Below are 26107 nucleotides of genomic sequence, written 5' to 3' on the forward strand. Positions count from 1 at the left end.
CCGCGTCCCGTGGCGATCTGGCAGGGAGCGTATGACGATGGGGGCCTCACCCACCGGGAGGAGATCTCCACTGTGGATAACCTCGGCGCGACGCACCGGGACGATGCTCCGGGTCGATGCTCCGGCGCCGACCGCCTGCTCCGCCCTGACGATCAAGGACACCTCTGTGCAGACTTCCGGGCCGCGCACACGCCGCAGGCCCCTGCGTGCGACATCCCTGGTGGCGGCCGTCGGGGCGATGCTCGCGGTCGCGGCCTGCAGCGCCGACGTCCGGCTCGAGGCGCACGACGCGGCGGAGAAGTACGAGCCGATCACGGAAGAGGTCGCCAGGGCGATCACTCAGGAGGGAACCGCTCTGACCAGTGACACCGGTGCCCTGGGGATCACCGGCTCTGACGATGAGTGCTGGGTCTCGGCCGGTTCCTATGCCAGCGGCCGGCCGCCGAGCACGGGCGACCCGGAGCCTCCGGATGCCGGGCCGATCGTGGATGCGGCGCAGGAGGTGCTCAGCGCACAGGGGTTCGCAGAGCTCGAGCTCGATGACGACTACCCCATGCCGATGCAGATCTTCACTGCCCACGACGACACCGGCGGACGCATCCACCTCACGATCGAGTCCCGCCCGAGCCGTCCGGCCGTGACCCTGCGGTGGAGCGCCCAGGTCGACACGCGGGACCAGCCCTGCGACGAGCGCCTGCTGCACTGACGTCATCCTCACGCCGACCTGCGACCTGCGACCTGCCACCTGCGACCAGCCTGTGATCGAGCCGTCATGGCAGGTTCTCCGAAGTCATGGCGCAGCAGGCCCGCGGCGCGCTACATTGCCTGAACACTCAATCACCTCGATCCTGAGGAGCAGCGCCGCTCTCGGCCGGCCACCCGCGGATCGCCCTCACCCCCAGAGGCACCCATGCTCTCCTCTATCGTGTCGCGCGCCCGTCTCCTGACCGTCCTCCTCGTCGCCCTCCTGTTCTCCGCGAGCCTGGCGATCGCTCCCCAGGCTGCCGACGCAGCGGTGAAGAAGCCGCTGGACATCGTGAAGGTCTACTACGATCCGCCCGGCAAGGACTACGCCAAGAACTCCCTGTTCACCAAGGAGTACATCCAGGTGAAGAACACCGGGAAGTCCACGCTCACCCTCACCGGGTACGTGCTCCGCGACAGCGGCCCGAAGAAGTTCGCGTTCCCCAAGGGCACGAAGCTCAAGGCCGGCAAGACCCTCACCATCCGCACCGGCAAGGGCAAGAACACGGCGAGCACCCTGTACTGGAACAACAAGGGCTACGTCTGGAACAACACCGGGGACACGGCCCGCACCTACAACGCCAAGGGCAAGCTGCTGGAGTCCTGCACGTACAAGGGCGGCAAGCACCCCAAGGCGACCAAGAAGACGGTGCGCACCACCACGACCACGGCATTCTGCTGAGGACGTGCGGCCCCTGAGCTGCTGAGGAGCGGCGCCTTGGTGAGGCGCGTTGTCTGAGGGGCACGACCCTTCAGGCGCCGAGCAGCTCCTTCAGGGCGGGCGTAACGCCCTCGACCTGCACCGGGACCGTCGGCCGACGGAAGGTCTCCGGCGTGACCAGGAAGCGCTGCTCGATGAGCGCGTCTCCCGGCTGCGGGCCCACCGCCGTGCCGTTCTCGACGTAGCCGCAACCGTGCGAGACGGCGAACGACGCCGCATTGCCGAGCACGGCCGAGGACTCGGCCCGCGTCGCGCCCAGGTGGTCGAAGGCGAGGACCAGCATCGCCTGCCGCATGAGCTTCCCGTAGCCCTTGCCGTGCGCCTCGAGCGTGAGCCACGAGCCGGACGTGACCGTGCGCCGCTGCGCGAAGCGCTCCGCGGCGACGTCCTGACAGCCGATCAGTCGGCCGTCGGCCCAGATCCCCAGCGGCAGCGTCCACTCGTGCGGTGAGACCGCCGCGCGCAGGCGCCACTGGAACCGCAGCGCCTCCCGCACCCGGATCTCGGGGTCGGTCTTGTACCAGGGGAAGACCTGCGGGGACTCCGGGTCCTCGAAGACCGGCCGACGCAGCAGCTGGGCGTACTCGAGCAGGTCGTCCTCGGCCAGCGTGCGCAGCGTGAGGTCGCCGGCGTGCAGGCGCAGGCCGTACGGAGGGTACTCGGCGGCGAGGTCCGGGATCGTCATCGGCACAGGTTAGCGCGACGCACCGGGGCGCGCCGACGTCTTTTCCTCGGGGACGGACGACTGTCTCCCAGGCCCCGGCGACGCCTTTCTGCCGGGTCACGCCGACGTCGTTCTTCGCGGGCTGCCGTCGTGCGGCTCCGGGGCTGCCCGCGTGCGACTGCGGGGCTGCCGTCGTGCGGCTCCGTACGCTGTCCCCATGACGATCGATGTGCTGCTGAGCGGTTTCGAGCCCTTCGCCGAGGCCTCCGTGAACGAGTCCTGGCAGGCGGTGGCACGTGCGGTCCCCGCCTTGCGAGAGCACGGCCTCGTCGTAGAGGGTCTCGAGCTGCCGGTGGAGTTCGAGCGTGCCGGTGACCTGCTCGAGCAGACGGTGCTCGAGCATCGCCCCCGCCTGGTCATCGCCGTGGGGCTGGCTGCCGGGCGTCGCGGGATCACGCCGGAGCGGGTCGCGATCAACGTGCGCGATGCCCGCATCCCCGACAACGCAGGCGCCTCCCCGGTGGACGAGCCCGTGGTGCCGGGCGGGCCTGTCGGCCACTTCACGACGCTGCCCCTGAAGGCCATGGTCGCGGCGCTGGCCGCCGAGGACATCCCGGGCGCGGTCTCGCAGACGGCCGGGACCTATGTGTGCAACGACGTCTTCTACCGGCTGCAGCACGTGCTGGAGACCGACGCGCGCCTCGCGGGGACTCGTGGCGGTTTCGTCCACGTCCCCTCGGCGGATGTCGTCGCACCCGAGAACGGCGCGCGGGCGCTCGTGACCCTCACCCTCACCGCCCTGGAGACCGAGGCGGACCTGTCCGTCACGGGCGGCGCCGAGCACTGACGCCACGCGCTGGGGATATCCGGCGCCCATCGGTCCTCCACAGGGCGGCGCGGGTGTGCACATCGGGGCTCACGGGGGACAACCACAGTCCGTGAACATCGCGCCACGCCTGAATACAGAAGTTATCCACAACGATCTCCACAGTCGTGGACGAATGACAGACCTGTAGTTCCGCAGGTACGAGGGATGTGCGTGGCGTGTCGCGGCAGACGTGTGGATGACACTGATCCACAATCTCCGGCACTGGCGGCACACTGCGCCGCCAACCCGGCCAACACGACGAAACCGCAGGTCATGAAACTTTCGCACCGACTCCGTTCGGCGTGATACGGCGTCGTACGTCGCAGCTCCTCAGACGGCAGAGGGTGGTCGTCGCCCTGCCGCGCCTCGGTGGACAGTGGTTGCCCGATGTCCGTTCCGTCGCACTTCTGCGTCCACACCCACCGTCTGTCCACAACGCATCCCCGGTTTTCCACACCCTCGCCGGGTTTTCCCCCCGCCGGACCGCAGTTCGTCCCCAAAGTTATCCACAACTGGGGATAGTCACACCGTTGTCATTCGATCGGGGGTTCGCCCTCCACAGGACGAACGGGCCGGGGCAGCGCGTACGCTGCCCCGGCCCGTCCCGTCGGCTCTGACGGTCCATAGCCCGTCAGTGCCGTCGGCCCTGTGGGTCTGTCGGTCCCGTCGGTCCGTAGCCCGTCGGTCCGTCGGTCTTGTCAGCCCCGACGTTGTCGGTCCCGGCTCAGATCGGCAGAGTCACGGTCTTCACCGCGATGAGCACCAGGCACAGCAGCACCGCGCCAGCCACCGCTGCGGCGTGCAGCGCCGCAGACCGCTTGGCGAGGGCCTGGCGGTCGGCGCCCGGGGAGGCCTTGGGGCGCAGGGCGAACATGCCCGCGGTGAGGAGACCGCCGATGACCAGGCCGCCCAGATGGCCCTGCCAGGAGATGTTGGGGATGGTGAAGGTGATGACCAGGTTCAACCCGATCAGCACCAGGATCTGCGCGGTCCGGCCACCGAGCCTGCGGTTCACGATGAACATCGCTGCGAACAGGCCGAACACACCGCCGCTGGCCCCGAGCGTCCCGCCGTACCAGGCATTGCTCATCGGATCGGCGAGGACGTAGACGGCTGTATGACCGCCGAGGAGCGAGACGAAGTACACGGCCGCGAACCGCACATGACCCATCGTCTGCTCCAGATACTGGCCCACGATCCACAACGCGTACATGTTCAGCAGCAGGTGCATGACACCGCCGTGCAGGAACCCGGCGGTGAGGAACGTCCAGGGCATGGCGAGGATCCGGAACGGGGAGAACACCCCGAGCTGGTAGACCACGTCGGGCATGACCGTCTGCCCGACGTAGGCGAGCACGCAGAGCGCGATGACCGCGTAGGTCACGTAGGGCTTGCTCCTGCCCATGCTGCCGCCCATCGCGTTGCGCGGGCGGGACGCCGCCTGCGCGCGGGAGAGCTCCTTCTCGCAGTCCACGCACAGCACACCCACGGAGGTGGGGCGCTGGCAGTCCGGGCAGGCAGGGCGGTCGCAGCGCTTGCAGCGCACGTAGCTCACCCGGTCGGGGTGCCGAGGGCAGACGGGCGGTGCGGCCTGCGGATCCGAGTTGTCCTCGGCGCTGTAGCCGTAGCTGGGGCGTTCCATGAGCCCATTCCATCACGGGCACCTGGGCCGACACCGGGGTACTGGTCACGGCACGGTGTACGGGAACGCGGCGAAGAGCCTCTCGAAGCGTCGTCGCTGGGCATCGCTGACCGATCGCAGCTCCGAGAGCACCAGGCTGCGTCTGCCGGCGGCGCCCTTCCGGGTCCATGTGCCCACCACCTCGCCCCGGCGGATCGCGGCGCGCTTGAACACGCCGTTGTTGCCGGGCACCAGGGACTGATGGCCGTCGTCGTCCATCAGGAACAGCCGGTCGCGGTATCCGAGCACCAGCTCGTCGAATCCCGGCAGGAGCAGCTCGGTCATGGCCTCCTTCGCCCGCGCCGCGTACTCCTCGGGCAGGCCCGGACGGCACCACACCTGCTGCCCGTCACCCCCACGGGCCTCTTCCGCACGGGCGTGGAGCCTGCCGGTGCGATCGAGATAGCCGGATTCGAGCCGGTCCTGCACCTGCGCGATGGCGGCACGGATCGTGCGCAGCGGGAGCTTGGTCCACCAGGCGAGGTCCCGCTCCCCCGCCGGTCCGTGCGTCGTGAAGTAGCGCAGCGCGAGCTCCGCGGTCGCCGCGACCTCGTCGCCCCCGAAGGCGCCCTGGAGATCGGTGCCCGCGGGGAGCCACTCCTGCGCGAGCACCACGGCGGTCTCCCCGTCCCGCCATGGGCCGTACGCGGCGACACCGGCGGAGATCAGCTCGTTCAGCACGTGGTACCCGCGACCCTGACCAGTGGCGATACCGGCCTCCTCCCAGGCGGAGAGCAGCTCCTTGCGCAGCACGCCCCGGCCGATCCCGGGCACCGAGTGCTCCGTCGCGACCGCTTCCAGCACCTCCTGCGCGCGAGCCACGTGGTGGTCCTCGAGCTCGAGCCGGCCGCGCCGCGAGATCGCCGCACGCAGCGGAACCGCGGCACACAGCTCGGTGAGCCACGCGAGGGAGTCGGCGGCGACCGCGAAGACGGTGCCGCGCATCGGATAGCCGCGCACGATCTCCCCGCGATCGAACGCAGCGAGCACAGCGTCCAGGTCCCCGCCGGTGCGCAGGGCGAGCGACGCCATCACGCCGGCCACGTCCTGCCCCTGATGCGCGCCGAAGGCACGCGCCACCTCCGTCGGCCCGCCGAAGCGCGGTGAGCCGACGAGTCCCTGGGCGAGGATCCGGACTCCAGCCAGGTGCCGTTGCGTCATGCGCCGAGGGTAGCCGCCGCCACCCACGGCCGAGCAGCGAATACATCGAATGGTTGATCCGCCGACGACCGGGGGTCCATAGCGTGGAGAACACTCCACGGCGGGACGATTTCCCGGCCGTGACCTGCGCTTCTCAGATGAAGGACCCACCGTGCCTGCACCCTCTCCCACCAACCATAGCCACCTGGCCGACGACCCCGTCGGCCCCGGTGACGACGTCACCATGTCGTCGGCCGACACTCCTCCGGGCCCCCTCGGGCGCATCGGATCCCGGATCGCGGGCGGCCTGACCGGCCGCCGCTCGGCCTGGGTGATGCTCGCCGTCTTCGTCGCGCTGCTGCTGGCCATGGCCGGCGGCCTGCGCGGCGCCGGCCCCGCCGCCGGCATGGACGCCCTGCCGGATTCCTCGGAGTCCTCCCGCGCCGCAGCCATCGCAGACACCATGGAGGGCAACCGCTATCAGCCGGTCTTCGCCGTCATCACGCGTGAGGACGGCACGGCGCTCACGGCCGACGACAAGGCCGCCATCGAAACCCTCGGCGAGAACCTCGCCGAGGTCTCCGGCCGCGACGCCGTCGGACCGATGCCCGCCGAGGACGGCGAGGCAGACCTGGTCATGACCACGGTCGACTCCGAGGCCGACAACGACGCGATGGACGCGATGATCACGGACCTGCGCGATGCGGCAGCGGAGTCCGCCCCCGAGCAGCTCTCCGTGTCCGTCACGGGCGGCCCCGCCGTCGGCTCCGACATCCGCGGCGCCTTCTCCGGCGCGAACTTCAAGCTCCTCGCCGTCACCATCGCCGTGGTGGCCGTGCTGCTCCTGCTCACCTACCGCTCCCCGATCCTGTGGCTGATCCCGCTGTCGATCGTGGCCCTCGCCGACGGCGCCGCCGGCGCCCTCACCTCGATGCTGGGCGAGCAGTTCGCCCTGGCCTTCGACGCCGGCGTGATCAGCGTGCTGGTGTTCGGCGCGGGCACCAACTACGCGCTGCTGCTGATCTCCCGCTATCGCGAGGAGCTGCATGCGCATGAGGACCATCGCGCCGCGCTGCGCACCGCCTGGGTCCGCACCGCGCCGGCGATCATCGCCTCCAACGTCACCGTGGTGCTCGCACTGCTGACCCTGCTGGCGGCCGTCATGCCCGCCACCCGCGGCCTCGGCATCGCCGCTGCGGCCGGGCTGCTCGTCGCGGTCATCGCCGTGCTGTTCCCGCTCACCGCGCTGCTCGCCGTCGTGGGCCGCAAGGTGTTCTGGCCCTTCGTGCCGAAGCCCGAGACGGCGGGGCGCATCGAGACCGCAGGGGTCGCAGAGACCACAGAGACCACAGGGGTCGCAGCGACCGTAGGGATCGCTGACACCCAGGCAGGTGCTGAAACTGGGGAGAGCGCGGAGAGCATGAAGAGCGCTTCGGGCCGCCGCGACGACGCCGAGCACGGGCCGTTCGCGACCGTCGCCCGTACTGTCACGAAGCGTCCGCTCTTCGCCGCCGTGATCTCTCTGGTGCTGATGGGCGTGCTGGCCACCGGCCTGATCGGCACCCGCGTTGGCCTGTCGCAGGACGAGCAGTTCGCCTCCGCCAACGAGTCCTCCACCGGCTTCGCCGCGATGGCCGAGCACTACGGTGCCGGCGAGAGCGCCCCGCATCAGATCGTGGTGCGGGAGGACATGAGCGGAGGCACGGATGCGGCGCTCGCCGCCGCCGAGGACGTGCCCGGCATCGACCGCGCCTCGGTCACGGGCACCACGCCCGACGGCTGGGCCGTGCTCTCCGCCGTCGGCACTGCCGAGCCCGAGTCCCCCGCCGCGATCGACGAGGCGGAGGGCCTGCGGGACACCTTGCACGACCTCTCCGGAGCCGACGCCCTGGTGGGCGGCACCACGGCGAGCGCCATGGACGTACGGGCCGATTCCACCCGCGACCTGTTGGTGGTGGCGCCGATGATCCTCGCCGTCGTGCTGATCGTGCTGATTGGTCTGCTGCGGGCCGTGGTCGCACCGCTCGTGCTGCTCACCGTGAACGTGGCCAGCTCGGTCGCCGCGATCGGCCTGGGCCTGTGGGCCGGGCGCCTGCTGTTCGACATCCCCGCCCTCGACGTGACCGTCCCGCTGCTGGCCTTCCTGTTCCTGGTGGCCCTCGGCGTGGACTACACGATCTTCCTGGTCCACCGCGCCCGGCACGAATCCGCCGAGCACGGCACGAAGCAGGGCATGGTGCGGGCCGTCGGCTCCACCGGAGTGGTCATCACCAGCGCCGGCGTAGTGCTCGCCGCGGTGTTCGCAGCCCTGGGCGTCCTGCCCCTCGTGGTGCTCGGCCAGCTGGGCCTCATCGTGGGCCTCGGCGTGCTGCTGGACACCCTGCTGGTGCGCACCGTGCTGGTCCCGGCCCTGTTCGCCCTGATCGGCGACCGGATGTGGTGGCCCTCCAAGCCCACCTCCTGACCGGCATCGAGGGTTCTCGTCCGACGGGGCGCGCAGGGACACCTGCCGACCCCGTCGGCTGTCCGCGCATCGGGAGCCTCTGAGCTCTGCGACCCGCTCCCCAGCTCCGTCCAGGCCGATAGCCTGGTGGGTCGATTCCCCCCTCGTAGGAAGTTCTTCATGACGCCCCGACGCCCGTTCGCCGCTCCGTCCGACTCCCTCTCCGCCATGGACCTCGCACGCCGCGGCGTGCTCCTGGGCTCTCCCGCCCTGCTGCTGGCCGGTTGCGGGTTCCTCCCCGGCACGGAGGACGCAGAAGCCGACGGCACCGGGGACGGCGAGACAAGGACGGGAGACGGTGACGCCGAGATCGAGCAGGCTGCGGGCGTCGCGACCCTGGAGATCCCGCCGACCGCCATCGAGGACACCACGGACGCCGCCGACCTGGTCGAACCGATCGACAGCTCGACGCTGCTGCGCAATCCATTCTCGGAGCTCGGCGTGACCGGCACCGTACTGCTGAACGAGCTCTCCGCGGAGACCTATGTCCGGCTCACCGGGGAGGAGCCCCCGGCCACCGATCAGGACGAGGACGAGCCCGCCACCACTATTTACCCGGGTGAGGGCAAGACGTTCCTCCTGGCCACCTGGAAGTCCGTCGACGCTGAGTGGGAGCCGGTGTCCGTCCGGGGTGGTCGGACGTCGATCGAGCTGGCCGTGGGAGGCAATTCGGAGCTGATGCTGGCCGAGGCCCGGGAGGGGCAGACCGAGCACGATGGCGCCGTCCTCGCCACCGTCGACGCCTCCCTCGGCCCCGACGCGGCGTCGCTGCGCACTGTCCTCGACGAGGGCGAGCAGCAGCTCTCCCTGGTCGACGGCACCTTGCTGGCGAGCGTCGCACCGTGGATGTACGAGCGGTCCGGCGAGGTGGAGGTCTCCGAGTCCGAGGAGTTCGAGACCGAGGTGGAGGACGGTTTCGCCAGTGATGTCATGCACCTGCGGGGCGGCGTCGACTCCGCGTACATGACCTCATTCATCGACAACACCGACGGATTCGGCGGCCACCTGGGCTGGGCCGGCGACGACGAGGTGTTCGTCGTCGTCCAGCTGGCGTGGAAGAAGGACTACTCGGCGAACATCGAGGACGTCAGCCGCATCGCCCTGGTGCTGAACGACGGCACGGAGCTGCTCCCCGAGCAGGAACAGTCCTCCGTTTTCGGAGATCACTCGAAGAACGTCGCGACGTTCGCGGTGCCGTCGGAGGAGCCCACGGCGACAGTGCGCATCTCCCCACGGTTCCAGCAGATCCTCGACAAGGAGTTCGACGAGTCCCACGATCCGATCACGGCGACGCTGACCTTCGCCTGACCTGGCAGCAGAGTGCTTGCCCGGAATCACGCCTGGTCGGCAGGGCACTTGCGGCGACGGCGCGTCCCAGAGGCCTGACGACCGGCCGGCACCAGGCGACGGGTGAGCGGAGTAGAGCTGAACGGCCAGGCCTCTGTCACCAGCGGGCCGATGGTGAGCCGAGCAGACAGGCCCGTGTCACCAGCGGGCCGATGGTGACCAGCACTGGCGATATAGCCACAGCTCGTCACCATCGGCCCACCGAGAACACGGCGGGCCGCGGCACGCCCGCCCGGCAGCGCAACCGTTCCCGCAGCTCAGCTTCCGGTCCACAGCACCGCCCGCACAGCACAGCGGCCCGCCCCCGAAGACCGGGGGCGGGCCGCTGTGATGTGCGGGCCGTCCGCTCAGAGCGGGACGGACCCTGGCGAGGTCACCGGGAGATCACTTCTCGATGGTCACCGAATTGATGACGACGTCCTCGAGGGGACGGTCGCGCATATCGGTCTTGACGCCCTCGATCTCGTCGACGACCTTCTTGGAGTCCTCGTCGGCGACGGCGCCGAACACGGTGTGCTTGCCCTGCAGGTGCGGGGTGGGGCCCACGGTGATGAAGAACTGGGAGCCGTTGGTGCCGGCGGGCTGGCCGGTGATGGCGTTGCGGCGCTTGCCGGCGTTGGCCATGGCCAGCACGTAGGGCTCGTTGAAGTTCTTCTCGGAGATCTCGTCGTCGAAGGTGTAGCCGGGGCCGCCGGTGCCGGTGCCCAGGGGGTCGCCGCCCTGCAGCATGAAGCCGGAGATGATGCGGTGGAAGACGACGCCGTCGTAGAAGGGACGCTTCACCTTCTCGCCGGACTCGGCGTCGGTGAACTCACGGGTGCCCTCGGCGAGGCCCACGAAGTTGTCGACGGTCTTGGGGGCATGGTCGGGGAACAGCTCGAGACGGATGTCCCCGTGATTGGTGTGAAGAGTTGCGAACATGGCGCAATCTTCGCACAAGGCTTCTGCACGGGCAGGGCTCACCCCTGTCCGCCCTCAGCGGACAGCGCGCCTGCGCTGGGCCGACCAGTCGGGAAGGCGCGAACCTGACCTTTGTCCGAGGACCGTGCAGACTTGCTCGCGTTAGAGTTGTGCCACACGGTCCGGGCTTCTGCGGAAGTCCGGCCCAGGGACCACCGTCGGCCCGACCCGGCGGATTCGACCGAAAGGGGAACCTCATGGCGCTGACCAGCAAGCGTGAGTCCAAGAAGGCCAAGAAGCAGGCCAAGAAGACTGTCGCGGCCGCCGATTCGACCGGGCAGAAGGCCGAGAAGGCCATGGAGGAGCTGCAGAAGCTCGCCTCGACCGTCGGCCCCGTCGTGTCCGAGGGCGCCCGCGAGGCCCGCAGCCGCGCCAACGACCTCGTGGACCAGTACGGTCCGGGCGTCGAGGAGCGCTTCCGTCACCAGGGCGAGAAGCTCTCCGAGCTGTCCTCGAGCATCGGCCCGCGTGCCGACAAGTTCAAGCAGGACGTGCAGGACGACTACCTCCCGCGCGCCCGCAAGACCGCTGAGACCACCGGCAGCGTGCTGAAGGCCGCCGTCGATGCCGCTCGTCACGAGCTCGACAAGGGCCAGGACGACATCCGCACCGCGGCTCTGCAGCCCACGCCGAAGAAGAAGGGGCGCGCCGGCAAGGTGCTGCTCGTGCTCGGTCTGGCTGCCGCCGGTGCCGCCGCGGGCTACATCGCCTGGCAGAAGACCCGTCCGGTGGAGGACCCCTGGGCCCCGCCGGCGGACTTCGCCCGTGCACACTACCCGGCCTCCGCGTCGAGCGAGGACGACTCCTCGACCGTCTCGGACACCGTCGGTTCGGCCGACGCCGGCGACGTGGCCTCGGCCCTGAAGGGCGACGACCGCTCCTCGGACACCGCTCCGAAGGAGGTCAAGGTCGATTCCGATCCGGCCGAGACCTCGGTTGCCTCGGACGACGAGAAGCGTGGCAGCCACCGCGGCGACGCCTGAGTCCCGACTCGGCACGCTGACCGCGGAGCATTCCGTGCACGGCGCGGCGACCCCGTCCTTCGACGGTGGTCGTCGCGCCGTTCTGCTGCGCACGGAGCGCCTGCTGCTGGCTCCCGTGGCCGAGAGCGATCTCGAGGAGCTGTTCGCGCTGCATGCGAACCCTCTCGCCTTCGCCGACGACCTCACCGAGCCGCTCACCGACCGCGAGCAGATGCGCTGGGTGCTGCAGCAGTGGATCCGGGCCTGGCAGGAGCATGGGACCGGGTATCTCACGGTGCGCCCCACTGCAGTGGGGTCGGTGCGCGGACGCACAGCGGACGACGGCACCGCAGCGGACACGACGACCGCCGACACCGCAGCGCGGGCAGCGGCCAGAACAGCGCCCGACAACGCTGCGGCGAGAGCGCTCACCACGCGGGACTCGCTGCTGGGCGTCGTCGGCCTCACCCCGCTCGCGTTCGAGGGCGGGCATGTCCTCAGCGTCTACTGGCGCCTGGACCCCGCAGTGACAGGGTGCGGCATCGCCACCGAGGCGGCGCGCGCCGTGCTCGCAGATCCCCGGCTCGGCGCTCGAGATCAGAAGGTGATCGCCGTGACCGCTGCGGGCAATCGCCCCTCGCTCGCCCTCGCCGCGCGGCTCGGCTTCCTCCGCTCCGAGCGGGAGGCGCCCGGCGGGCGCACAGGCGATGTGCTGCTCGTTCGTCGGCCGGAGGACGAGGCGGGCACGTAGGGTGCCGGTGACGACCCGCGGAGAGGACCCTGCCGCAGATGACGACGGCAGATCGCACAGGGAGAGTGACCAGCATGCGCAGAGACCGTCTCCGCCCCGGCGGCATCCCGTCCCTGCCCGAGTACTTCCCCGGAGCGAACGAACGGGTCACCGGAATCGAGATCGCCGCGGAGGCCGACTCGACCAGCCTGATGGAGGAGCGCACCGATCCGTCGTTCCTGGAGACCGGACGGATGGAGATCGTGCTCCCGCCGTCGGAGGGTGACGCCGGGGCCAGCCCCACGGCCGACGAGCACGACCGCAGCTCGGCGCCCCACGAGCACGACCGCAGCTCCACGGCCGACGAACCCGACCGCAGCTCCACGGCCGACGAGCATGACGGCAGCCCCACTGCCAGCGAACCCGACGGCGACTCGACAGGCCCCGCCTAGACTCGGATCCCATGGATGCCCCGCCGCTGTCGACCTCGTCCCCGACCTCCGGCGCGGGCCGTTACGCCCCCTCCCCCAGCGGTGACCTGCATCTGGGAAATCTGCGGACGGCGATCCTCGCGTGGGTGCTGGCACGCCGCAGCGGGCGCGCCTTCGGCCTGCGCATCGAGGACCTGGACCGCGTACGGGAGGGCTCCGAGCAGCGTCAGCTGGAGGATCTCACCGCGCTCGGACTGGACTGGGACGGCGAGGTGGTGCGGCAGTCCGCGCGCGGCACCGCCTATGACGCGGCGATCGAGCACCTGCGCGCTCATGACCAGGTGTTCGAGTGCTACTGCACGCGTCGGGAGATCCTCGAGGCGCCGAGCGCGCCGCACGCCCCGACGGGGGCCTATCCCGGCACCTGCCGGGACCTCACCGAGGCCGAGCGGGAGGCGGGCCGCGAGCGGATGAGGCAGCTGCGGCGCGAGCCCGCCCTGCGTCTGCGCGCCGACGTCACCACTTGGACCGTGCAGGACCTGTGGGCCGGCGAGGTGCACGGCATGGTGGACGACCTGGTGCTGCGTCGCGGCGACGGGGTGGTGGCGTACAACCTCGCGGTCGTCGTGGACGATGCGGCCGCCGGCGTGGACCAGGTGACCCGCGCCGATGACCTGCTCAGCTCCGCACCCCGTCAGGCCCACCTCGCCCGGCTGCTGGGGCTGGCGGAGCCCCGCTATGCGCACGTGCCGCTCGCCGTGAACCCCGCCGGGGCGCGCCTGGCGAAGCGGGACGGTGCCGTGACCCTGCGCGATCGCCTCGAGCAGGGCGAGAGCTCGGCGGACGTCGTCGGACGGATCGGGGAGTCGCTGGGCCTGCCCGGGTGCCGCACCGCGTCCGACGTGCTCGAGCGCTGGGACCCGTCAGATCTGCCGCGCGACCCCTGGATCGTGGACCTGCCCGACCGCTAGGTCGCCGCCGGCGCGACCCGCGGCCTCGCAGAGGGCCCTGGAGGCCATCTCCCAGCGCGCTAGGCACCCGCCCCCTCATCGAGCTGGGGGTACACCGTCCGGCAGACGCTGTCGATCCCGAATTCACCAGGCCATGCAGAGGGTCGGCACGTTTTCCACACCACACTTCGACGCCGAGTGGAGCAAAACTCGATACACGAATGTATCGTGTTGCTCGTGATGGGATTCCTCCGAACGCTCCTGACCGCCCTGTCGACCGCATTGTCGACCGCGGTCCACGCCATCGTCTCCTCGATCGCCTCCGCCGCCCGCTCCCTCGGACGCGGCACCGCCGCGGCCGGACGCGGGGCTGTCGCGCTGCTGCCCGGGGAGTGGAAGAAGCCGATCGCGGCACTGTTCGTCGTCGGCCTCGCGCTGGTCCCGCTGATCTACTCGGGGAACATGACGTGGTCCTTCCGTGATCCCTCGAACTCCCTGAACCAGATCACCGCCGCGGTGGTCAATGAGGACGAGGGCGCGACGATGACACCGCCCGGCGGCGACGAGACCCATCTGGACGTGGGCGCTGAGTTCACGGACACACTGCTGGACATCGACAAGGAGAACGTCTTCCACTTCGTTGAGGTCTCCCCGGAGGAAGCGCATCGGGGCCTCGAGGACGGCACCTACGGAGCGACGGTGGAGATCCCCTCCGACTTCTCCGAGAACATCGCGGGCCTGGGCGGGGATCCCGAGGACGCCGCCGAGACCGCCCCGGGACTGCTGACCATCACCACCAACGACGCCATCAACTACGTGGGCGGCAACTTCACCAAGTCCGTCGGCACCGCGCTGACGGACTCGCTGCGCGGGAGCGTGCTCGAGGAGTACCTCGACAATATCTACGTGGGCTTCACGACCATCCATGACGGCATCGTCGACGCCGCGGACGGCGCCACGCAGCTCGCCGACGGCTCCTCCGAGCTGCACGACGGCACCGGTGATCTGGTCACCGGGACCAGCGACCTCAAGGACGGCACCAGCAGTCTCGTCGGCGGCGCCGACGAGCTCGCCGACGGGGCCTCCACCCTGCACGGCGGCAGCCTCGACCTGGTGGTGGGCCTGGACCAGCTCTCCGCGGGAGCGGTCGAGCTGCGCGACGGCACTGCCACGCTGAACGCCGGTGCTCAGCAGCTCAGCACGGGCCTGGTGACGCTCGATGAGAAGGGTCGGCCGCTGCGCTCCGGCGCTAACCAGCTCGCCGCGGGCACGGATCAGCTCGCGACCGGCGCGAGCGCCCTGGCCGGAGGCGCCGATCAGGTCGCCGGCGGCACCCAGCAGCTGGACGACACCATCTCCGCCGCGCAGGAGCGCGCCCAGGAGATCGGTGTGACGCCCGAGAGCGTGCAGACCGCGACCGACGACCTCATCGCCGCGATCGACACCCTCGAGGACGCGGCAACCTCCGTCACCGACGCCCTCGAGCAGCCCGGCACCGACGCGGAGTCGCTCGCGAGCTCGATGGCCACCCTGAACGAGGCGGCGACCAGCGTCGACGACAGCGCGCAGGCCCTCGCCGCCGACACTGGTGACCGCTTCGAGGACGCCAAGACCCTCCAGGAGGGCGCCAAGAGCATTGGCGACGAGGTCGAGACTCTCGACGGGGAGGTCCAGGAGGTCAAGACGGCGACCGGGGACGCCGCCGAGAGCGCCTCGGCCTCGAAGGCCAGCATCGACGACTACACCGCCCGCGTGGACGACCTCGTCGCCGAACAGTGCACCGGCGGCGACGGCGGCGAGGGCGGCAACGGCGACAGCGACGACCCGAGTGACGGCGGTGGAGACGGAGAAGGCGACGGTGGCGCGAGCGATGCCGCACTGTGCGCGGAGCTCGCCGAGCTGTCCGAAACCTCCGAGCCGACCCGGGACGATGCCGACACGGCCGTGACCGATGCGGAGGCAGCCGACGACGCCGCCGCCAAGGCCGCCGAGCGGTCCACGGGCATCGCGGACACCGCCTCCGGGATGTCCACCGCCGCGAACAACATCGTCGACTCCCTCGATGAGCTCTCGACCACGACCAGCACGATCGCCGAGGGCACCTCGCAGGTCGCCGGCACCACCGGCACACTCACCGAGGACGCCTCGGCGCTGGACTCCGCGCTCTCGGACCTGCGAGAGGACGCCGCAGCGGGTACCTCGGATCCCGACCAGGGCACGTCCGCGAGCGATCGCGCCGAGGAGCTCGCCGCACAGGCGCGCACCGCGGCCGCCGCACTGCCCGAGGCCTACGGGACGCTCCAGCAGGGCGCGGACGACGTGCACCGCCTGAACAGCGGTGCGCAGGATCTCTCGACCGGCGCCGGGGAGCTCGCGACGGCGTCCGGCACCGCGAACTCCGGTGCCCAGGATCTCGCCTCCGGGCTGGGCCAGTACACCGACGGCGTGGGCACCGCCCGCTCGGGCGCCGAGGACCTCGCCGACGGCTCCTCGCAGCTCACGGCAGGAGCGGGGACGCTCGCCGACGGTCTCGGCGACGCCAGCTCGGGCGCCGGGGAGCTCGCCGACGGCGCGGGCCGCCTCGACTCGGGCGCCGGAGAGCTCGCCGACGGTGCCGGTCAGGTGGACGACGGGGCCGGCGACCTGGCCGAGGGCGCCGTGACCCTCGATGACGGCGCCGGAGAGCTCGCCGACGGCTCCGCCGAGCTGCGCGACGGCCTGGAGGACTCCAAGGACGACGTGCCCGCCTACACCGACGACGAGAGCGCGGACCTCGCGGAGACGGCGTCGGACCCGGTGCAGATGAGCTTCGAGCGCGCCAACGAACTGTCCCGGTTCGGCGAGGGCCTGGCCCCGCTGTTCCTCGCGATCAGCCTCTGGGTGGGCGGCATGGCCATCTTCCTCATGATGCCGCCGTTCTCCGCCGAGGCCGCCGCCCGTGGGGCGGGGCCGGTGCGCCTGCTCGCCGGCGGTCTGGTCCCAGCCTTCCTGCTGGGACTGGTGCAGGCGGCGATCGCCGTCGGCGCGCTGTACTGGGCCGTCGACATCACGATGCGGGACCTGCCGCTGATGTTCGGGCTCGCCGGGCTGACGAGCCTTGTGTTCGTCGCACTGAACCACGGCTTCGGGGCTCTGTTCGGCCCCGTGGGGAAGTTCGTGGCGCTGGTGCTGATCGCTCTGCAGATCTCCGGGGCCGGCGGCACCTATCCCACGCAGACCCTGCCGCAGTTCTTCCAGATCATCCATCCGTACCTGCCGATGACCCATGCCGTGGACGCGTTCCGCGGAGCGATCGGCGGCGGCTGGGTGAATCCGACGGAGGACCTCCTGTGGCTCTCGGGCTGGCTGCTGCTCGGCGTCCTGCTGGGGCTGGCCGGAGCCGTGGTGCAGCGGCGACGCGCCCAGCGGGCCGGGGACGACGCGGACCTGCAGGAGGCCGGCAGCGGGGACGCGGAGGCCGCCCCTGATCCCGCCTGATCGCGCCTAACTCTGTCAGGGCTCCCGGAAGGCCTGCTCGGCCGGGATCCGGACCACCGGGGCGATCACCACGTCGTGGATCTTCCAGTCCACGTCGTGCAGCGCGGCCCGGAGGTCCTCGCACCGCTGGCCGGTGATCTCCTCCCCGTCGGCCGCGACGACGAACATCTCGACGTGGAACACGTGGCCCTCGTCGCGGACCCGGCCGACGGCGTCCGCCACCCACGTCGTCGCCCGCGCCGTCTGCTCGACCTGGGCGGTCAACGGGTGCGGCTCCTTCTCGTCGAAGGTGCGCGCCTGCCCGTCGGTGAGCCCCCGGATCGCTGCGCGCAGGTTCTTCACGCCGTCATGGAGGATCGAGACGGAGACGGCGATCGCGGCGGCCGCATCCGCCCACCACAGGCCGACGCCGATCCCCAGGATGCCGATCACGGTCGCGAGCGCCGAGGTCCAGTTCGCCTTGTTCATGTCGGCGTCGGCGAAGAGCACCTTGTCGTGCAGCGGCTCGGCGAGCTTCATCTTCATCCGCCCCAGGAAGATCGGCGGGATGTTGGTGACCACCATGACGGCGATCATCAGCCAGCCGGCCCAGAGGCCGTGCCCGAACAGGACCATCAGGCCCACCGGCGGTCGTTCGACCTTCACCAGCGTCGTCACCGAGTCGATCACCAGGAAGGCGCCCATGCCCAGCAGCGCCGCCGCCGAGACGACGTGCGCCACCCCGATGGAGCGGTGGTGGCCGTAGGGGAACTCGCGGCTGGAGCCCTTGCGGATCCGCCGGGCGGCGACGAGGAAGGCGATCGGCGGCAGCAGCGACATGGAGTCCTCGAGCCAGGCGGCCTTCATCGCCTGGGACTGCCCCGAGACGGCGGCCACCATCGCGACGGTGACCACCAGGAAGACGATCGAGAACCGTTCGAGCCGGATCGCCCTGGCCAGGATCTTCTGCTGCTCCTCCGGCAGGGCGTCGCGACCGGAGGTCGAGGTGCTCTCCGGGGCGGGTTCGCCGCTCTCGTTCACAGCTCCCCCTCCTGCTCGGCGAGGAACCGTTCGAGGGAGACCTGCAGGGCGTTCTCGCCGGGGCGCACCCCGATCACCATCTTCTGCGTGGAGCCGTCCTCGGCGGTGGCCGTCTGGTACGGGCGGGTCGGCGAGATCGTGTCCGACCAGGGGGTGTCCGCCGTGAGGCCGCCGATCACCAGGTCGAGCTCGTCGTTCTCCACCTTCATCGCCAGGACGCTCAGGGCGGCGACCTCCCACTCGATCGTGGCGTCGATGGACTCGGCGTACCGCGTGACGAGCTCCGCCTCGGTGCCGCCGACGGTGCCGTCGGGGTCGATCTGCGTCCAGGGGGCGTTCTCCGAGGCGCCGACGTGCAGGATGCCGCCGGTGGCACGGTCGAGGGTGCCCTGGGAGTCGCGCGGGAGGGATCCCGCGCACCCGGTGAGCGCGACCATCGCGGCGCAGCCCAGCAGCAGGGCGCCGCGGCGCGTGGGCCGGTGGGTCGTGCGGGCCGCGCCGGTCCCACGGGTCACGCCCGTCATCGGAGTCATGAGGGTGAGCCGGGTCAACCGGGTCAACCGAGTCATGAGGGTCGACCGAGTCATGAGGGTCATGGTGCGCCTCCGGGGTCTCAGGGCCTTCGGCACGGCCGTCGATCCCCGCACTCTATGTCGCCTCTCCTCGTCGCCGCAGCCCGCGAAAGCCGAGCCGAGGCGCTCAGGCGGGCACGCGCACTCCCGAGGGGAACAGCACGCGACCCGGGGTGATGGCCTCGTCGGAGCTCACCGGACCCTCGGAGGATCCGGGATCCTGGGGCGCTTCCGGCGCCTCGGAATCGGGCCGACCGAGCGCTCGGAACTCCCAACCGGCCTCCCTCCAGGCCTGCGGGTCCAGCACCGCACGGCCGTCGATGATCCGCGGCGAGGCGACCAGGTCGGCAGTGGCCACCGGGTCGAGATCGCGGTACTCGCGCCACTCCGTCAGCAGCAGCACCAGCTCCGCATCGCGCAGGGCCTCTTGGGTGTCCGGGACCGTGCACAGGCCCGGGATGCTCCGCTGCGCCGTGCGCAGCGCCTCGGGATCGGTGACGGTCACCCGGGCCCCGGCGGCCCTCAGCCGGGACGCGACCTCGAGGGCCGGCGAGTCGCGCACGTCGTCGCTGTCCGGCTTGAACGCCGCACCGAGCACCGTGATGCGCCGTCCCTCCAGCCCGCCGAGCGTCTCCTCAGCGAGCGCGACCATGCGGGTGCGGCGGCGTCCGTTGACGGCGTCCACCTCGCGCAGGAAGCCGAGGGCGTCGCCGACGCCGTGGTCCTCGGCGCTGGCCAGGAAGGCCCGGATGTCCTTGGGCAGGCAGCCGCCCCCGAAGCCCAGCCCGGCGCGCAGGAACTTCGCCCCGATGCGGTCGTCCATGCCCAGTGCACGGGAGACATCGGTGACGTCGGCCCCGGTGGCCTCGCACATCTCCGCCACGGCGTTGATGAAGGAGATCTTGGTGGCCAGGAACGCGTTGGCCGAGACCTTCACCAGCTCTGCGGCCTCGTATCCCATCACCAGACGGGTCACGCCGCGCTCGAGGATCGGGGCGTAGACGGCGTCGAGCATCGCGACGCGCTCGTCCTGCTCGTCGCCGCTGGGCACGCCGTAGACCAGACGGTCCGGGACGAGGGTGTCCTGGACGGCGAAGCCCTCGCGGAGGAACTCGGGGTTCCACATCAAGCGGGCGCCGTCGACCTGCTCGAGCGTCGCCGCGAGCTCGCGGCTGGTGCCCGCGGGCACGGTGGACTTGCCGACCACGAGCGTCGGGGCGCCGCCTCGGGCGGGGAGCACCTCGGTGAGCGAGGCGATGGCGGAGCGCAGGTGGCCGAGATCGGCGCCCATCCCGTCCGCCAGCTGGGGGGTTCCCAGGCCCAGGAAGTGCACGTCGGCGTCGGCGAGCTCGGCGTAGTCGGAGGTGAAGCGCAGGCGGCCGCTGTCGAGCCCGCGCTGGAGCAGCTCGTCGAAGCCGGGCTCGTGGAAGGGCGCGTGGCCCGCCTGCAGGGCGGCGACGCGGTCACGGTCCACGTCCAGGCCGATCACCTCGTGGCCCAGCTCGGCCATGCTCGCGGCGTGGACGGCACCGAGGTAGCCGATCCCGATCACGGAGATCCTCAGGGTCATGTCGTCACGGTCCTCTCGTCGGGGGTATGCAGTAAGTCGTCGGGAGCGACAGGTGGGGCTCCCGGGGCGGGGCGGAGATCCGCGGCGAGCTCTCGGGCGAGGGCGCGCCATCGCGGACGGAAGGCGTACACGCAGGTCAGACGGGCCAGCGTGCCGCTCTCGTACGCGGCGAGGGTGGCGGCGGGGATCCGCGCACGCAGCGCGGCCGCGTCGATCTCCTCGCGAGCGATCCGGACGTGCTCCGCGTTCCAGATCCCCTGCAGCTCGCGCCAGCTGGCGTGGGCCCGCAGGTTCGCGAGGTCCAGGGCGGGATCGCCGAGCACGGCGGTGTCCACGTCGAGCAGTCCGGGGGCCAGGCCCGGGGCGTGAAGGATCTGCTTGTCGTGGAGGTCGCGGTGGATCAGGGCCGGACGCTCCGGGGCCGTGAGGCGGCCGAGCTCGCGCCGGGCGGCCTCGATTGCGCGGTCCCGCAGCGTGCTGCCGAGGGGGTCGACGAGCCGGGCTCGTTCGCGCCAGCTCTCCAGCACGGCGCTCTCCTCGGCGGGACCGTGCACTGCGCCGTCGGGCGGAGTGACCGGACCTGCGGCGAGGGCCTGCGCCCACGCGGTGAGGGTCTCGCGCCAGGCGCGGCGCCAGACGCCGTCCTCGAGCGGGAGCCCCTCGTGCAGGGTGCGCCCAGCGAGCGCGGCGGTGGTCACCGAGTCCTCGTCAGCCGTGATCTCCTGCTGCAGCCGGAAGGGCCCGTCGAAGGAGGCTGCGCTGGTCAGAGCATCACGGAGACGCTGCGCTCGACCGGGGCGGACGATCTTCACGTATCGCTCGCCCTGCTCACCGGCGGCGGGGACGCGCACCACGGCGCGCTTCCCGGGCCGGTGGGAGACGACCTCGGCGTCGGGGTGCGCGTCCAGGCAGCGGGCGAGTCCGGGCAGGCGAGGATCCGTGCCCGGGGCGAAGACGGTCACCTCACCGGTCTCGGGGTCCAGCCGGGCGCCGCGCGGCCCGCGGCGAGCGGTCGCGGAGTCGGTGCGCTCGGCAGGGTCCTCCGCGTTCCCGGTGACCTCCGCGTTCCCGGTGTCTGCGGTGTCTTCAGGGTCTTCGGCGCGGAGCTCGAGGGGGATGCCGCGGCCGTCATGGGGCCAGGCGCGATCGACCGCCCACACGGCACCGTCGGCGAGGACCCGCTCGGGGACGACAGCCACGGCTGGGTCGGTCACGGCGCCGGGTGCGGCGGGGACGACCGGTGCGGCCGGGTCAGTCGCGGCCGAGTCGGTCGCGGCGACGGGCGCGGTCGGCCCGGTGGCGGCGACGGGTGCGCCGCGGTCGCCGCGGTGAGCGGCCGACAGGAGCGTCGTGAGGTGAGCGGGGTCCTCGAGGATCGCCGCGGCCAGCTCCAGGCGTCGGCCGACGAGGATGGGCCAGTCGGTGCGGAATCGGCGGACGGGGTCGACCGCCCCGGCCAGCAGGGCGCGGGCGGTCCAGGCCGCGAGCTCGTCCGCCTCGGGCGGCGTGCCCGCGCGGGCATAGCCGGCCAGCAGCGCAGCTCCCAGCTCCGGGGTGTCCGCGCTCAGGCACGCCGCCAGCCAGCTTCCGAGGTCGGCGCCGAGCGGCCCGTGGCCGGAGCGGTCCAGGTCGATGACGCGGATCTGCGGGAGGGAACCCGTGTCCTGGAGGTCCAGGAGCACCTGGTCGGGGCTGAGGTCGCCGTGGATCAGCCCGGTGCGGGGGTGTTCGGGCAGCCGGTCCCGCAGCAGCCGCCCGAGACGGTGCACGGCAGGCGCCTGCTCGGGGAGCAGGGCCGCGATCTCCGGCAGGGTCGCGGGGATCCGCTCGCCGAGGCGTGCCTCGGGCAGCTCGTCGGCCGCGACCGCGGCGTCATGCAGCTGCGACAGCGCCGCACCGGCAGCCTCGGCGGCGCGAAGAGCCCGCGGATGCTGGGCATGGTGCGCCAGATCGCCCGTCCCCCAGTGCTCACTGACCAGTACGGATGAGCGTCGACGCCATGGCCGCTGCGCGATGGTGGGCACGCCCAGCGCGGTCCAGCAGCGGGTGACGTGCAGCAGGCCGTCCAGAGGGCGGGTGGCGATGCGCACGACCTGCCCCGTCTGCGGGAGATGCAGCACCAGGTGGCGGGCGGGGTTGTAGCTGAGGACCCGCGGCGTCTGCCGGAGCGAGCGCAGCACGCGGTGCACCAGCCGTCCCAGCCGAGGGTCCGCCTCGAGACCGCCGCTGAGCAGGAACGGTCCCTCGGCGGGGCCGGTGTGCTCGTGCACCTCGGCCCCGGAGCGGGCGGCGCGACGCAGCACGCCGTCCCGCTTGTGCGGGGAGGCGATCAGGAGAGTCCAGCCGATGTCCTCGGGCGACGGCCCGCGCGCGGCATCGGCCTCGTCAGCGGCATCGGCCTCGAGATCGGAGTCGGCCTCGGCATCGGCATCGGCATCGGCGTCAGCAGTGGCGACCTGACAGTGTGCGACCAGCGCGCTCGCGCCGGGCTTGAGGCGACCCCTGAGGAGCGAGAGGTCCTCCCCGTGCAGCGCGGAGAGCGCACCGGGCTCCAGGAGCTGCTCGACACCGGGCAGATCGGCGTGCGCGGCGAGACGGGCGGTGCTCATGAGCGGGCCTCCTTCGGAAAGGCCGGGGCCTCCAGATGCCAGGCGTCCAGTTCCGCGTCGGACCAGGCGTCCGCCGCCGTGTCGTGCCCGACGTCGCCCGCGTCGTCGGGCCCGGTGCCCGCCGCCGTGTCGTCGGGGGCGTCCTCGTCGGCCCGCTGCTCGAGCATCCAGCGCGCGTAGCGGGAGTCCGGATCGGCGGCGAGGGCGCGGGGGCTGCCGTCCTCGAGGATGGCGCCGTCCTCGAGCCAGAGCACGCGATCCAGCCCCTCGACCGCTGCGGCGTCGTGGGTGATCGAGATGGTGGTGCGATCCCGGGAGAGCTCCCGGAGCGACTCGCCCACCTGTGCCTTCGAGGCAGGGTCGAGGCCGGTGGTGGGCTCGTCGAGCACCACGACGGGCGAATGGCGGATCAGCGCGCGGGCGATCGCGATGCGCTGGCGCTGTCCGCCGGAGAGGGTGTCCCCGCGGTTGCCGAGCACGGTGTCGTATCCGTCGGGCAGACCGCTCACGAAGTCGTGAGCGCCCGCCCGGCGGGCCGCCTCCTCGATCTCGGCGTCGCTCGCGTCCTCACGGCCGTAGCGGATGTTCTCCCTCACCGAGACGGAGAACAGCACGGATTCCTGCGGGAGCACCGAGAGGTGCCGGCGCAGGTCCTCGAGCGTCACCGACCGCACGTCGTGACCGCCCACGCGGAGCACGCCGCCCTCGGGTTCGGCGAGCCGGATCAGGTAGGAGACCAGCGTGGACTTGCCGCCGCCGGACGGGCCCAGCATGCCCAGATGCTGGCCCTCGGGGATGGTGAGGTCGAGCCCGTCGAACAGCGGGCGGCCGTGGCCGTCCCGGGAGCGCAGGCCCCGGATCTCGACCGTGCCGGGGGCCCCGGCCAGGGATTCCGGGTGCGGCGGATCGGTGATCTCGATCTGCTCGTCCAGCAGGTCCGCGATGCGCTCCCCGGAGGCGGTGGCGCGGGCGATGCGGCCGGTGTACTTGGCCATGTCCCGCAGGGGCTTCATCGCGATCTTCAGGTACATCATGAACAGCACCAGGTCGCCCGGGGTCATGGACCCGCCCAGCACCTGCAGCGAGCCGGCGATCAGCACCGCGGCCTGCGCGATGCCCACCAGCACGTCCGTGGAGCGCTCGAGCCCGGCGGCCAGGCGCTTGGCCCGCACGCCGGCCTTCATGGCCTTCTCGTTGCCGCCGGCGAACTCGTGGGCGACGGTCTTCTCCAGCCCGTAGGACTGCACCACGCGGATCGCGCCGAGCGCCTCGGCGGCGGCGCCCACCAGGGAGCCCTCGCCCTTGCGGGTGCTGCGGGAGGCGGTGACGATCTCCGGCGAGGAGGTGCGCGAGAGCAGCAGGTACCCGATCGCGGCGACGACCACGATCAGGGCCAGCCGCGGCTCGAGAAGGGTCATCACCACCAGCAGCACGCCGAGGGTGATCACGTTGCCCACCAGCGGCAGGCCGGCGGTGACCGCGACGTCCTGCAGGCGCCCCATGTCCCCCACCAGGCGCTGGGAGGTGTCCCCGATCGACGCCTTCTGGTGGTAGCGCAGCGAGAGGGCCTGCACATGGTCGAACACGCGGGTGCGCAGCTCGGTGGCGATCCGTGCCCCGACCTTCGCGAAGGAGACGGTGGCGAGGTAGTTGGCGGCGGCGCGGCCGCCGACGATGATCACGAGGCCGATCGCGGCGGCCACCACCGTCCCGGTGAGATCCAGGCCGAACGGCGTGGAATCCGGCATCGAGGCGCCGAGCGACGAGGTCACCGCGTCGACCGCGTACTTCAGCGGCCAGGGCTCGAGCACCCGGAACACGACGTCGGCGAGCAGGGCGAGCATGCCCAGGCCGCACAGCAGCAGGTGGCGCGGGAGGTGGGGGCGGATGATCCGCAGCGTGCGGCGCAGGGCCGACGGGTCGATCCGGTCCTTCTTCGAACGAGCGGAGCTGCTCATCGGACGGTCACCTCCATCCGCGCCAGCAGGCCCCGGCAACGGCTGCGCCAGTCGTGCTCGGCGAGCGCGGCCTCGCGGGCGGCGCGCCCCAGCCGGTCCCGACGCGCCGGATCCGCGGCCAGGGTGTCGAGGGCGGCGGCGAGGGCGTCGATGCCCCCGGGCTCGACGAGCATGCCCAGCTCGCCGTCGCGCAGCACCTCGGGGATGGTGCCGATCGCGGAGGCGACCACGGGCAGGCCCGCGGCGAGGTACTCGTAGACCTTCAGCGGCGAGAAGTAGTGCTCGCCGGCCGGATAGGGCGCCACGGCGATGTCGAGGCCGTGCAGCACCGCGGGCACCAGCTCGGGGGCCACGGCGCCGCGCAGCAGCACCCGGTCGGCGATGCCCAGCTCGGCGGCGAGCTGCTCGAGCTCCTCCTGCTGGGGGCCGGTGCCGCAGATGTCCAGGCGCAGGTCGCCGTGGGTGCGGGCGAGGGCCCGCAGCAGCAGGTCGGTGCCGTGCCAGGGCTTGAGGGTGCCCACGAAGCCGACGGTCACGGGTGCGTCGGCCTCATCGGCAGTTCCGGCAATATCGGCAGTGCGGGCGGTGCCGGCGGTGCCGAGGTCAGCCCCGCGGTGCGGACGCGGGGTGATGCGGGCGGTGTTCACCCCATTGGGGGTGACGACCACGCGAGCCGGGTCCGCGCCCTGGCCGCGGCTCCAAGCGGCGACGGCCGGGGAGACGCAGGAGACCACCTGGGCGGCCTGCAGCTGGGCGCGGGTGGCGCCGAGCGCGGCGGATTCGTCGTGCAGGTGACGGTGGCGGCGCTGCTCCTCGATCAGCGGGGCGTTGACCTCGAGGATCCCGGGCACCGGCGGGCCGGCGGCGGGATCCGCGAGACGGGCGAGGGCGTCGGAGAACAGGGAGTAGCGCTCGTAGGCGAGGTCGAAGCCGCCTGCGGTGATCGCCGCGGCGATCTCGCCGGCAGCGGTGGCGACGGCCTGTTCGCGCTCGGCGCCGGTGCCCTTGGGCAGGCGGTGGCGGCGCACCTCGAGATCGGAGAGGTCGGCGGGCACGTGCTCATCGATGCGCGTGCAGAACACGGTGACCTCGTGGCCGTCGGCGCGCAGGGCTCGGATCACCTCCTGGACGTGCACGGAGGCGCCCTTGGTGCCGAACACCCCGATGCCGGGGTCGAGCAGGATGTAGGCGATGCGCATG

The 26107-nt window shown here is 71.7% G+C and carries 20 protein-coding genes; 10 read left to right on the forward strand and 10 right to left on the reverse strand.

All coding sequences use genetic code 11. The features are described from left to right. Positions 1 to 166 precede the first annotated feature (166 nt). Together CIK71_RS02770 and CIK71_RS02775 are read left to right on the forward strand one after the other, a co-directional pair. Positions 167 to 706, forward strand: a complete 540-nt coding sequence (locus CIK71_RS02770) for a hypothetical protein (RefSeq protein WP_141393684.1) — start codon at positions 167 to 169, stop codon at positions 704 to 706. 204 nt (positions 707 to 910) lie between these two features. Beyond that, on the forward strand, positions 911 to 1426 hold the full coding sequence (locus CIK71_RS02775; RefSeq protein WP_096163647.1) for a lamin tail domain-containing protein: 516 nt from the start codon (positions 911 to 913) through the stop codon (positions 1424 to 1426). A gap of 70 nt (positions 1427 to 1496) precedes the next feature. Here CIK71_RS02775 and CIK71_RS02780 read toward each other — a convergent pair whose 3' ends face one another. Then, the gene (locus CIK71_RS02780) at positions 1497 to 2150 is read right to left on the reverse strand and encodes a GNAT family N-acetyltransferase (RefSeq protein ID WP_096163648.1); all 654 of its coding nucleotides are present in this window, start codon (positions 2148 to 2150) and stop codon (positions 1497 to 1499) included. A gap of 196 nt (positions 2151 to 2346) precedes the next feature. Between CIK71_RS02780 and CIK71_RS02785 the strand changes: the two genes are divergently transcribed. Next, positions 2347 to 2976, forward strand: a complete 630-nt coding sequence (locus tag CIK71_RS02785) for a pyroglutamyl-peptidase I (protein WP_096163649.1) — start codon at positions 2347 to 2349, stop codon at positions 2974 to 2976. 745 nt (positions 2977 to 3721) lie between these two features. Here CIK71_RS02785 and CIK71_RS02790 read toward each other — a convergent pair. Further along, positions 3722 to 4639 carry a rhomboid family intramembrane serine protease gene (locus CIK71_RS02790; protein WP_096163650.1) on the reverse strand — a complete coding sequence of 306 codons (918 nt, stop codon included), beginning with the start codon at positions 4637 to 4639 and terminating at the stop codon, positions 3722 to 3724. 45 nt (positions 4640 to 4684) lie between these two features. Next, complete coding sequence (locus CIK71_RS02795; protein WP_096163752.1) at positions 4685 to 5839, reverse strand: winged helix DNA-binding domain-containing protein; 1155 nt, start codon at positions 5837 to 5839, stop codon at positions 4685 to 4687. 151 nt (positions 5840 to 5990) lie between these two features. Between CIK71_RS02795 and CIK71_RS02800 the strand changes: the two genes are divergently transcribed. Both CIK71_RS02800 and CIK71_RS02805 read left to right on the forward strand, forming a co-directional pair. After that, entirely contained in the window at positions 5991 to 8282 is a 2292-nt protein-coding gene (locus CIK71_RS02800; protein ID WP_096163651.1) for an MMPL family transporter, read from the forward strand. A 159-nt stretch (positions 8283 to 8441) separates the two neighbouring features. Next, a complete protein-coding gene (locus CIK71_RS02805) occupies positions 8442 to 9629 on the forward strand; it encodes a hypothetical protein (RefSeq protein WP_096163652.1) in 1188 nt (395 codons plus the stop codon). 423 nt (positions 9630 to 10052) lie between these two features. Here CIK71_RS02805 and CIK71_RS02810 read toward each other — a convergent pair whose 3' ends face one another. Further along, the gene (locus CIK71_RS02810) at positions 10053 to 10589 is read right to left on the reverse strand and encodes a peptidylprolyl isomerase (RefSeq protein ID WP_176485508.1); all 537 of its coding nucleotides are present in this window, start codon (positions 10587 to 10589) and stop codon (positions 10053 to 10055) included. Positions 10590 to 10825: 236 nt separating this feature from the next. Here CIK71_RS02810 and CIK71_RS02815 point away from each other — a divergent pair, with 236 nt between their 5' ends. The 5 genes from CIK71_RS02815 (at position 10826) to CIK71_RS02835 (ending at position 17178) form a co-directional block, all read left to right on the forward strand. Continuing rightward, entirely contained in the window at positions 10826 to 11611 is a 786-nt protein-coding gene (locus CIK71_RS02815; protein ID WP_096163654.1) for a hypothetical protein, read from the forward strand. After that, positions 11586 to 12341, forward strand: coding sequence for a GNAT family N-acetyltransferase (locus tag CIK71_RS02820; protein WP_176485509.1), 756 nt, complete (start codon positions 11586 to 11588; stop codon positions 12339 to 12341). Before CIK71_RS02815 ends, CIK71_RS02820 begins: the two co-directional genes overlap by 26 nt. A 74-nt stretch (positions 12342 to 12415) precedes the next feature. Then, entirely contained in the window at positions 12416 to 12772 is a 357-nt protein-coding gene (locus CIK71_RS02825) for a hypothetical protein (RefSeq protein WP_096163656.1), read from the forward strand. Between the two features lie 11 nt (positions 12773 to 12783). Next, the gene (gene gluQRS / locus CIK71_RS02830) at positions 12784 to 13722 is read left to right on the forward strand and encodes a tRNA glutamyl-Q(34) synthetase GluQRS (protein ID WP_096163657.1); all 939 of its coding nucleotides are present in this window, start codon (positions 12784 to 12786) and stop codon (positions 13720 to 13722) included. 219 nt (positions 13723 to 13941) lie between these two features. Further along, on the forward strand, positions 13942 to 17178 hold the full coding sequence (locus tag CIK71_RS02835; protein WP_096163753.1) for a YhgE/Pip domain-containing protein: 3237 nt from the start codon (positions 13942 to 13944) through the stop codon (positions 17176 to 17178). Between the two features lie 15 nt (positions 17179 to 17193). On the opposite strand, the gene CIK71_RS02840 is transcribed toward CIK71_RS02835, so the two are convergent. From CIK71_RS02840 to CIK71_RS02865, 6 genes are all read right to left on the reverse strand, one after another. Further along, a complete protein-coding gene (locus tag CIK71_RS02840; RefSeq protein WP_096163658.1) occupies positions 17194 to 18198 on the reverse strand; it encodes a cation efflux transmembrane domain-containing protein in 1005 nt (334 codons plus the stop codon). After that, the gene (locus CIK71_RS02845; RefSeq protein WP_245857267.1) at positions 18195 to 18785 is read right to left on the reverse strand and encodes a transporter substrate-binding domain-containing protein; all 591 of its coding nucleotides are present in this window, start codon (positions 18783 to 18785) and stop codon (positions 18195 to 18197) included. Before CIK71_RS02845 ends, CIK71_RS02840 begins: the two co-directional genes overlap by 4 nt. Positions 18786 to 18897: 112 nt before the next feature. Continuing rightward, complete coding sequence (locus tag CIK71_RS02850; protein ID WP_176485516.1) at positions 18898 to 20334, reverse strand: UDP-glucose dehydrogenase family protein; 1437 nt, start codon at positions 20332 to 20334, stop codon at positions 18898 to 18900. A gap of 2 nt (positions 20335 to 20336) precedes the next feature. Next, positions 20337 to 22949, reverse strand: coding sequence for a phosphotransferase (locus CIK71_RS02855; protein ID WP_096163660.1), 2613 nt, complete (start codon positions 22947 to 22949; stop codon positions 20337 to 20339). Then, a complete protein-coding gene (locus CIK71_RS02860) occupies positions 22946 to 24907 on the reverse strand; it encodes an ABC transporter ATP-binding protein (RefSeq protein ID WP_096163661.1) in 1962 nt (653 codons plus the stop codon). The genes CIK71_RS02855 and CIK71_RS02860 overlap by 4 nt, the downstream gene beginning before the upstream one ends. Next, positions 24904 to 26106 carry a glycosyltransferase family 4 protein gene (locus CIK71_RS02865; RefSeq protein WP_096163662.1) on the reverse strand — a complete coding sequence of 401 codons (1203 nt, stop codon included), beginning with the start codon at positions 26104 to 26106 and terminating at the stop codon, positions 24904 to 24906. The genes CIK71_RS02860 and CIK71_RS02865 overlap by 4 nt, the downstream gene beginning before the upstream one ends. Position 26107: the final 1 nt, after the last annotated feature.

This window comes from Brachybacterium alimentarium (genome assembly GCF_002332425.1).
In the GTDB taxonomy this organism is placed as follows: domain Bacteria; phylum Actinomycetota; class Actinomycetes; order Actinomycetales; family Dermabacteraceae; genus Brachybacterium; species Brachybacterium alimentarium.

What these genes read in the sequence shown, in the direction of transcription:
- CIK71_RS02775 (WP_096163647.1), top strand. Translation starts at nt 911, where the DNA reads ATGCTCTCCTCTATCGTGTCGCGCGCCCGTCTCCTGACCGTCCTCCTC.
- CIK71_RS02780 (WP_096163648.1), bottom strand. Translation starts at nt 2,150, where the DNA reads ATGACGATCCCGGACCTCGCCGCCGAGTACCCTCCGTACGGCCTGCGC.
- CIK71_RS02785 (WP_096163649.1), top strand. Translation starts at nt 2,347, where the DNA reads ATGACGATCGATGTGCTGCTGAGCGGTTTCGAGCCCTTCGCCGAGGCC.
- CIK71_RS02790 (WP_096163650.1), bottom strand. Translation starts at nt 4,639, where the DNA reads ATGGAACGCCCCAGCTACGGCTACAGCGCCGAGGACAACTCGGATCCG.
- CIK71_RS02795 (WP_096163752.1), bottom strand. Translation starts at nt 5,839, where the DNA reads ATGACGCAACGGCACCTGGCTGGAGTCCGGATCCTCGCCCAGGGACTC.
- CIK71_RS02805 (WP_096163652.1), top strand. Translation starts at nt 8,442, where the DNA reads ATGACGCCCCGACGCCCGTTCGCCGCTCCGTCCGACTCCCTCTCCGCC.
- CIK71_RS02810 (WP_176485508.1), bottom strand. Translation starts at nt 10,589, where the DNA reads ATGTTCGCAACTCTTCACACCAATCACGGGGACATCCGTCTCGAGCTG.
- CIK71_RS02815 (WP_096163654.1), top strand. Translation starts at nt 10,826, where the DNA reads ATGGCGCTGACCAGCAAGCGTGAGTCCAAGAAGGCCAAGAAGCAGGCC.
- CIK71_RS02825 (WP_096163656.1), top strand. Translation starts at nt 12,416, where the DNA reads ATGCGCAGAGACCGTCTCCGCCCCGGCGGCATCCCGTCCCTGCCCGAG.
- gluQRS (WP_096163657.1), top strand. Translation starts at nt 12,784, where the DNA reads ATGGATGCCCCGCCGCTGTCGACCTCGTCCCCGACCTCCGGCGCGGGC.
- CIK71_RS02835 (WP_096163753.1), top strand. Translation starts at nt 13,942, where the DNA reads ATGGGATTCCTCCGAACGCTCCTGACCGCCCTGTCGACCGCATTGTCG.
- CIK71_RS02845 (WP_245857267.1), bottom strand. Translation starts at nt 18,785, where the DNA reads ATGACTCGGTCGACCCTCATGACTCGGTTGACCCGGTTGACCCGGCTC.
- CIK71_RS02855 (WP_096163660.1), bottom strand. Translation starts at nt 22,949, where the DNA reads ATGAGCACCGCCCGTCTCGCCGCGCACGCCGATCTGCCCGGTGTCGAG.
- CIK71_RS02860 (WP_096163661.1), bottom strand. Translation starts at nt 24,907, where the DNA reads ATGAGCAGCTCCGCTCGTTCGAAGAAGGACCGGATCGACCCGTCGGCC.
- CIK71_RS02865 (WP_096163662.1), bottom strand. Translation starts at nt 26,106, where the DNA reads ATGCGCATCGCCTACATCCTGCTCGACCCCGGCATCGGGGTGTTCGGC.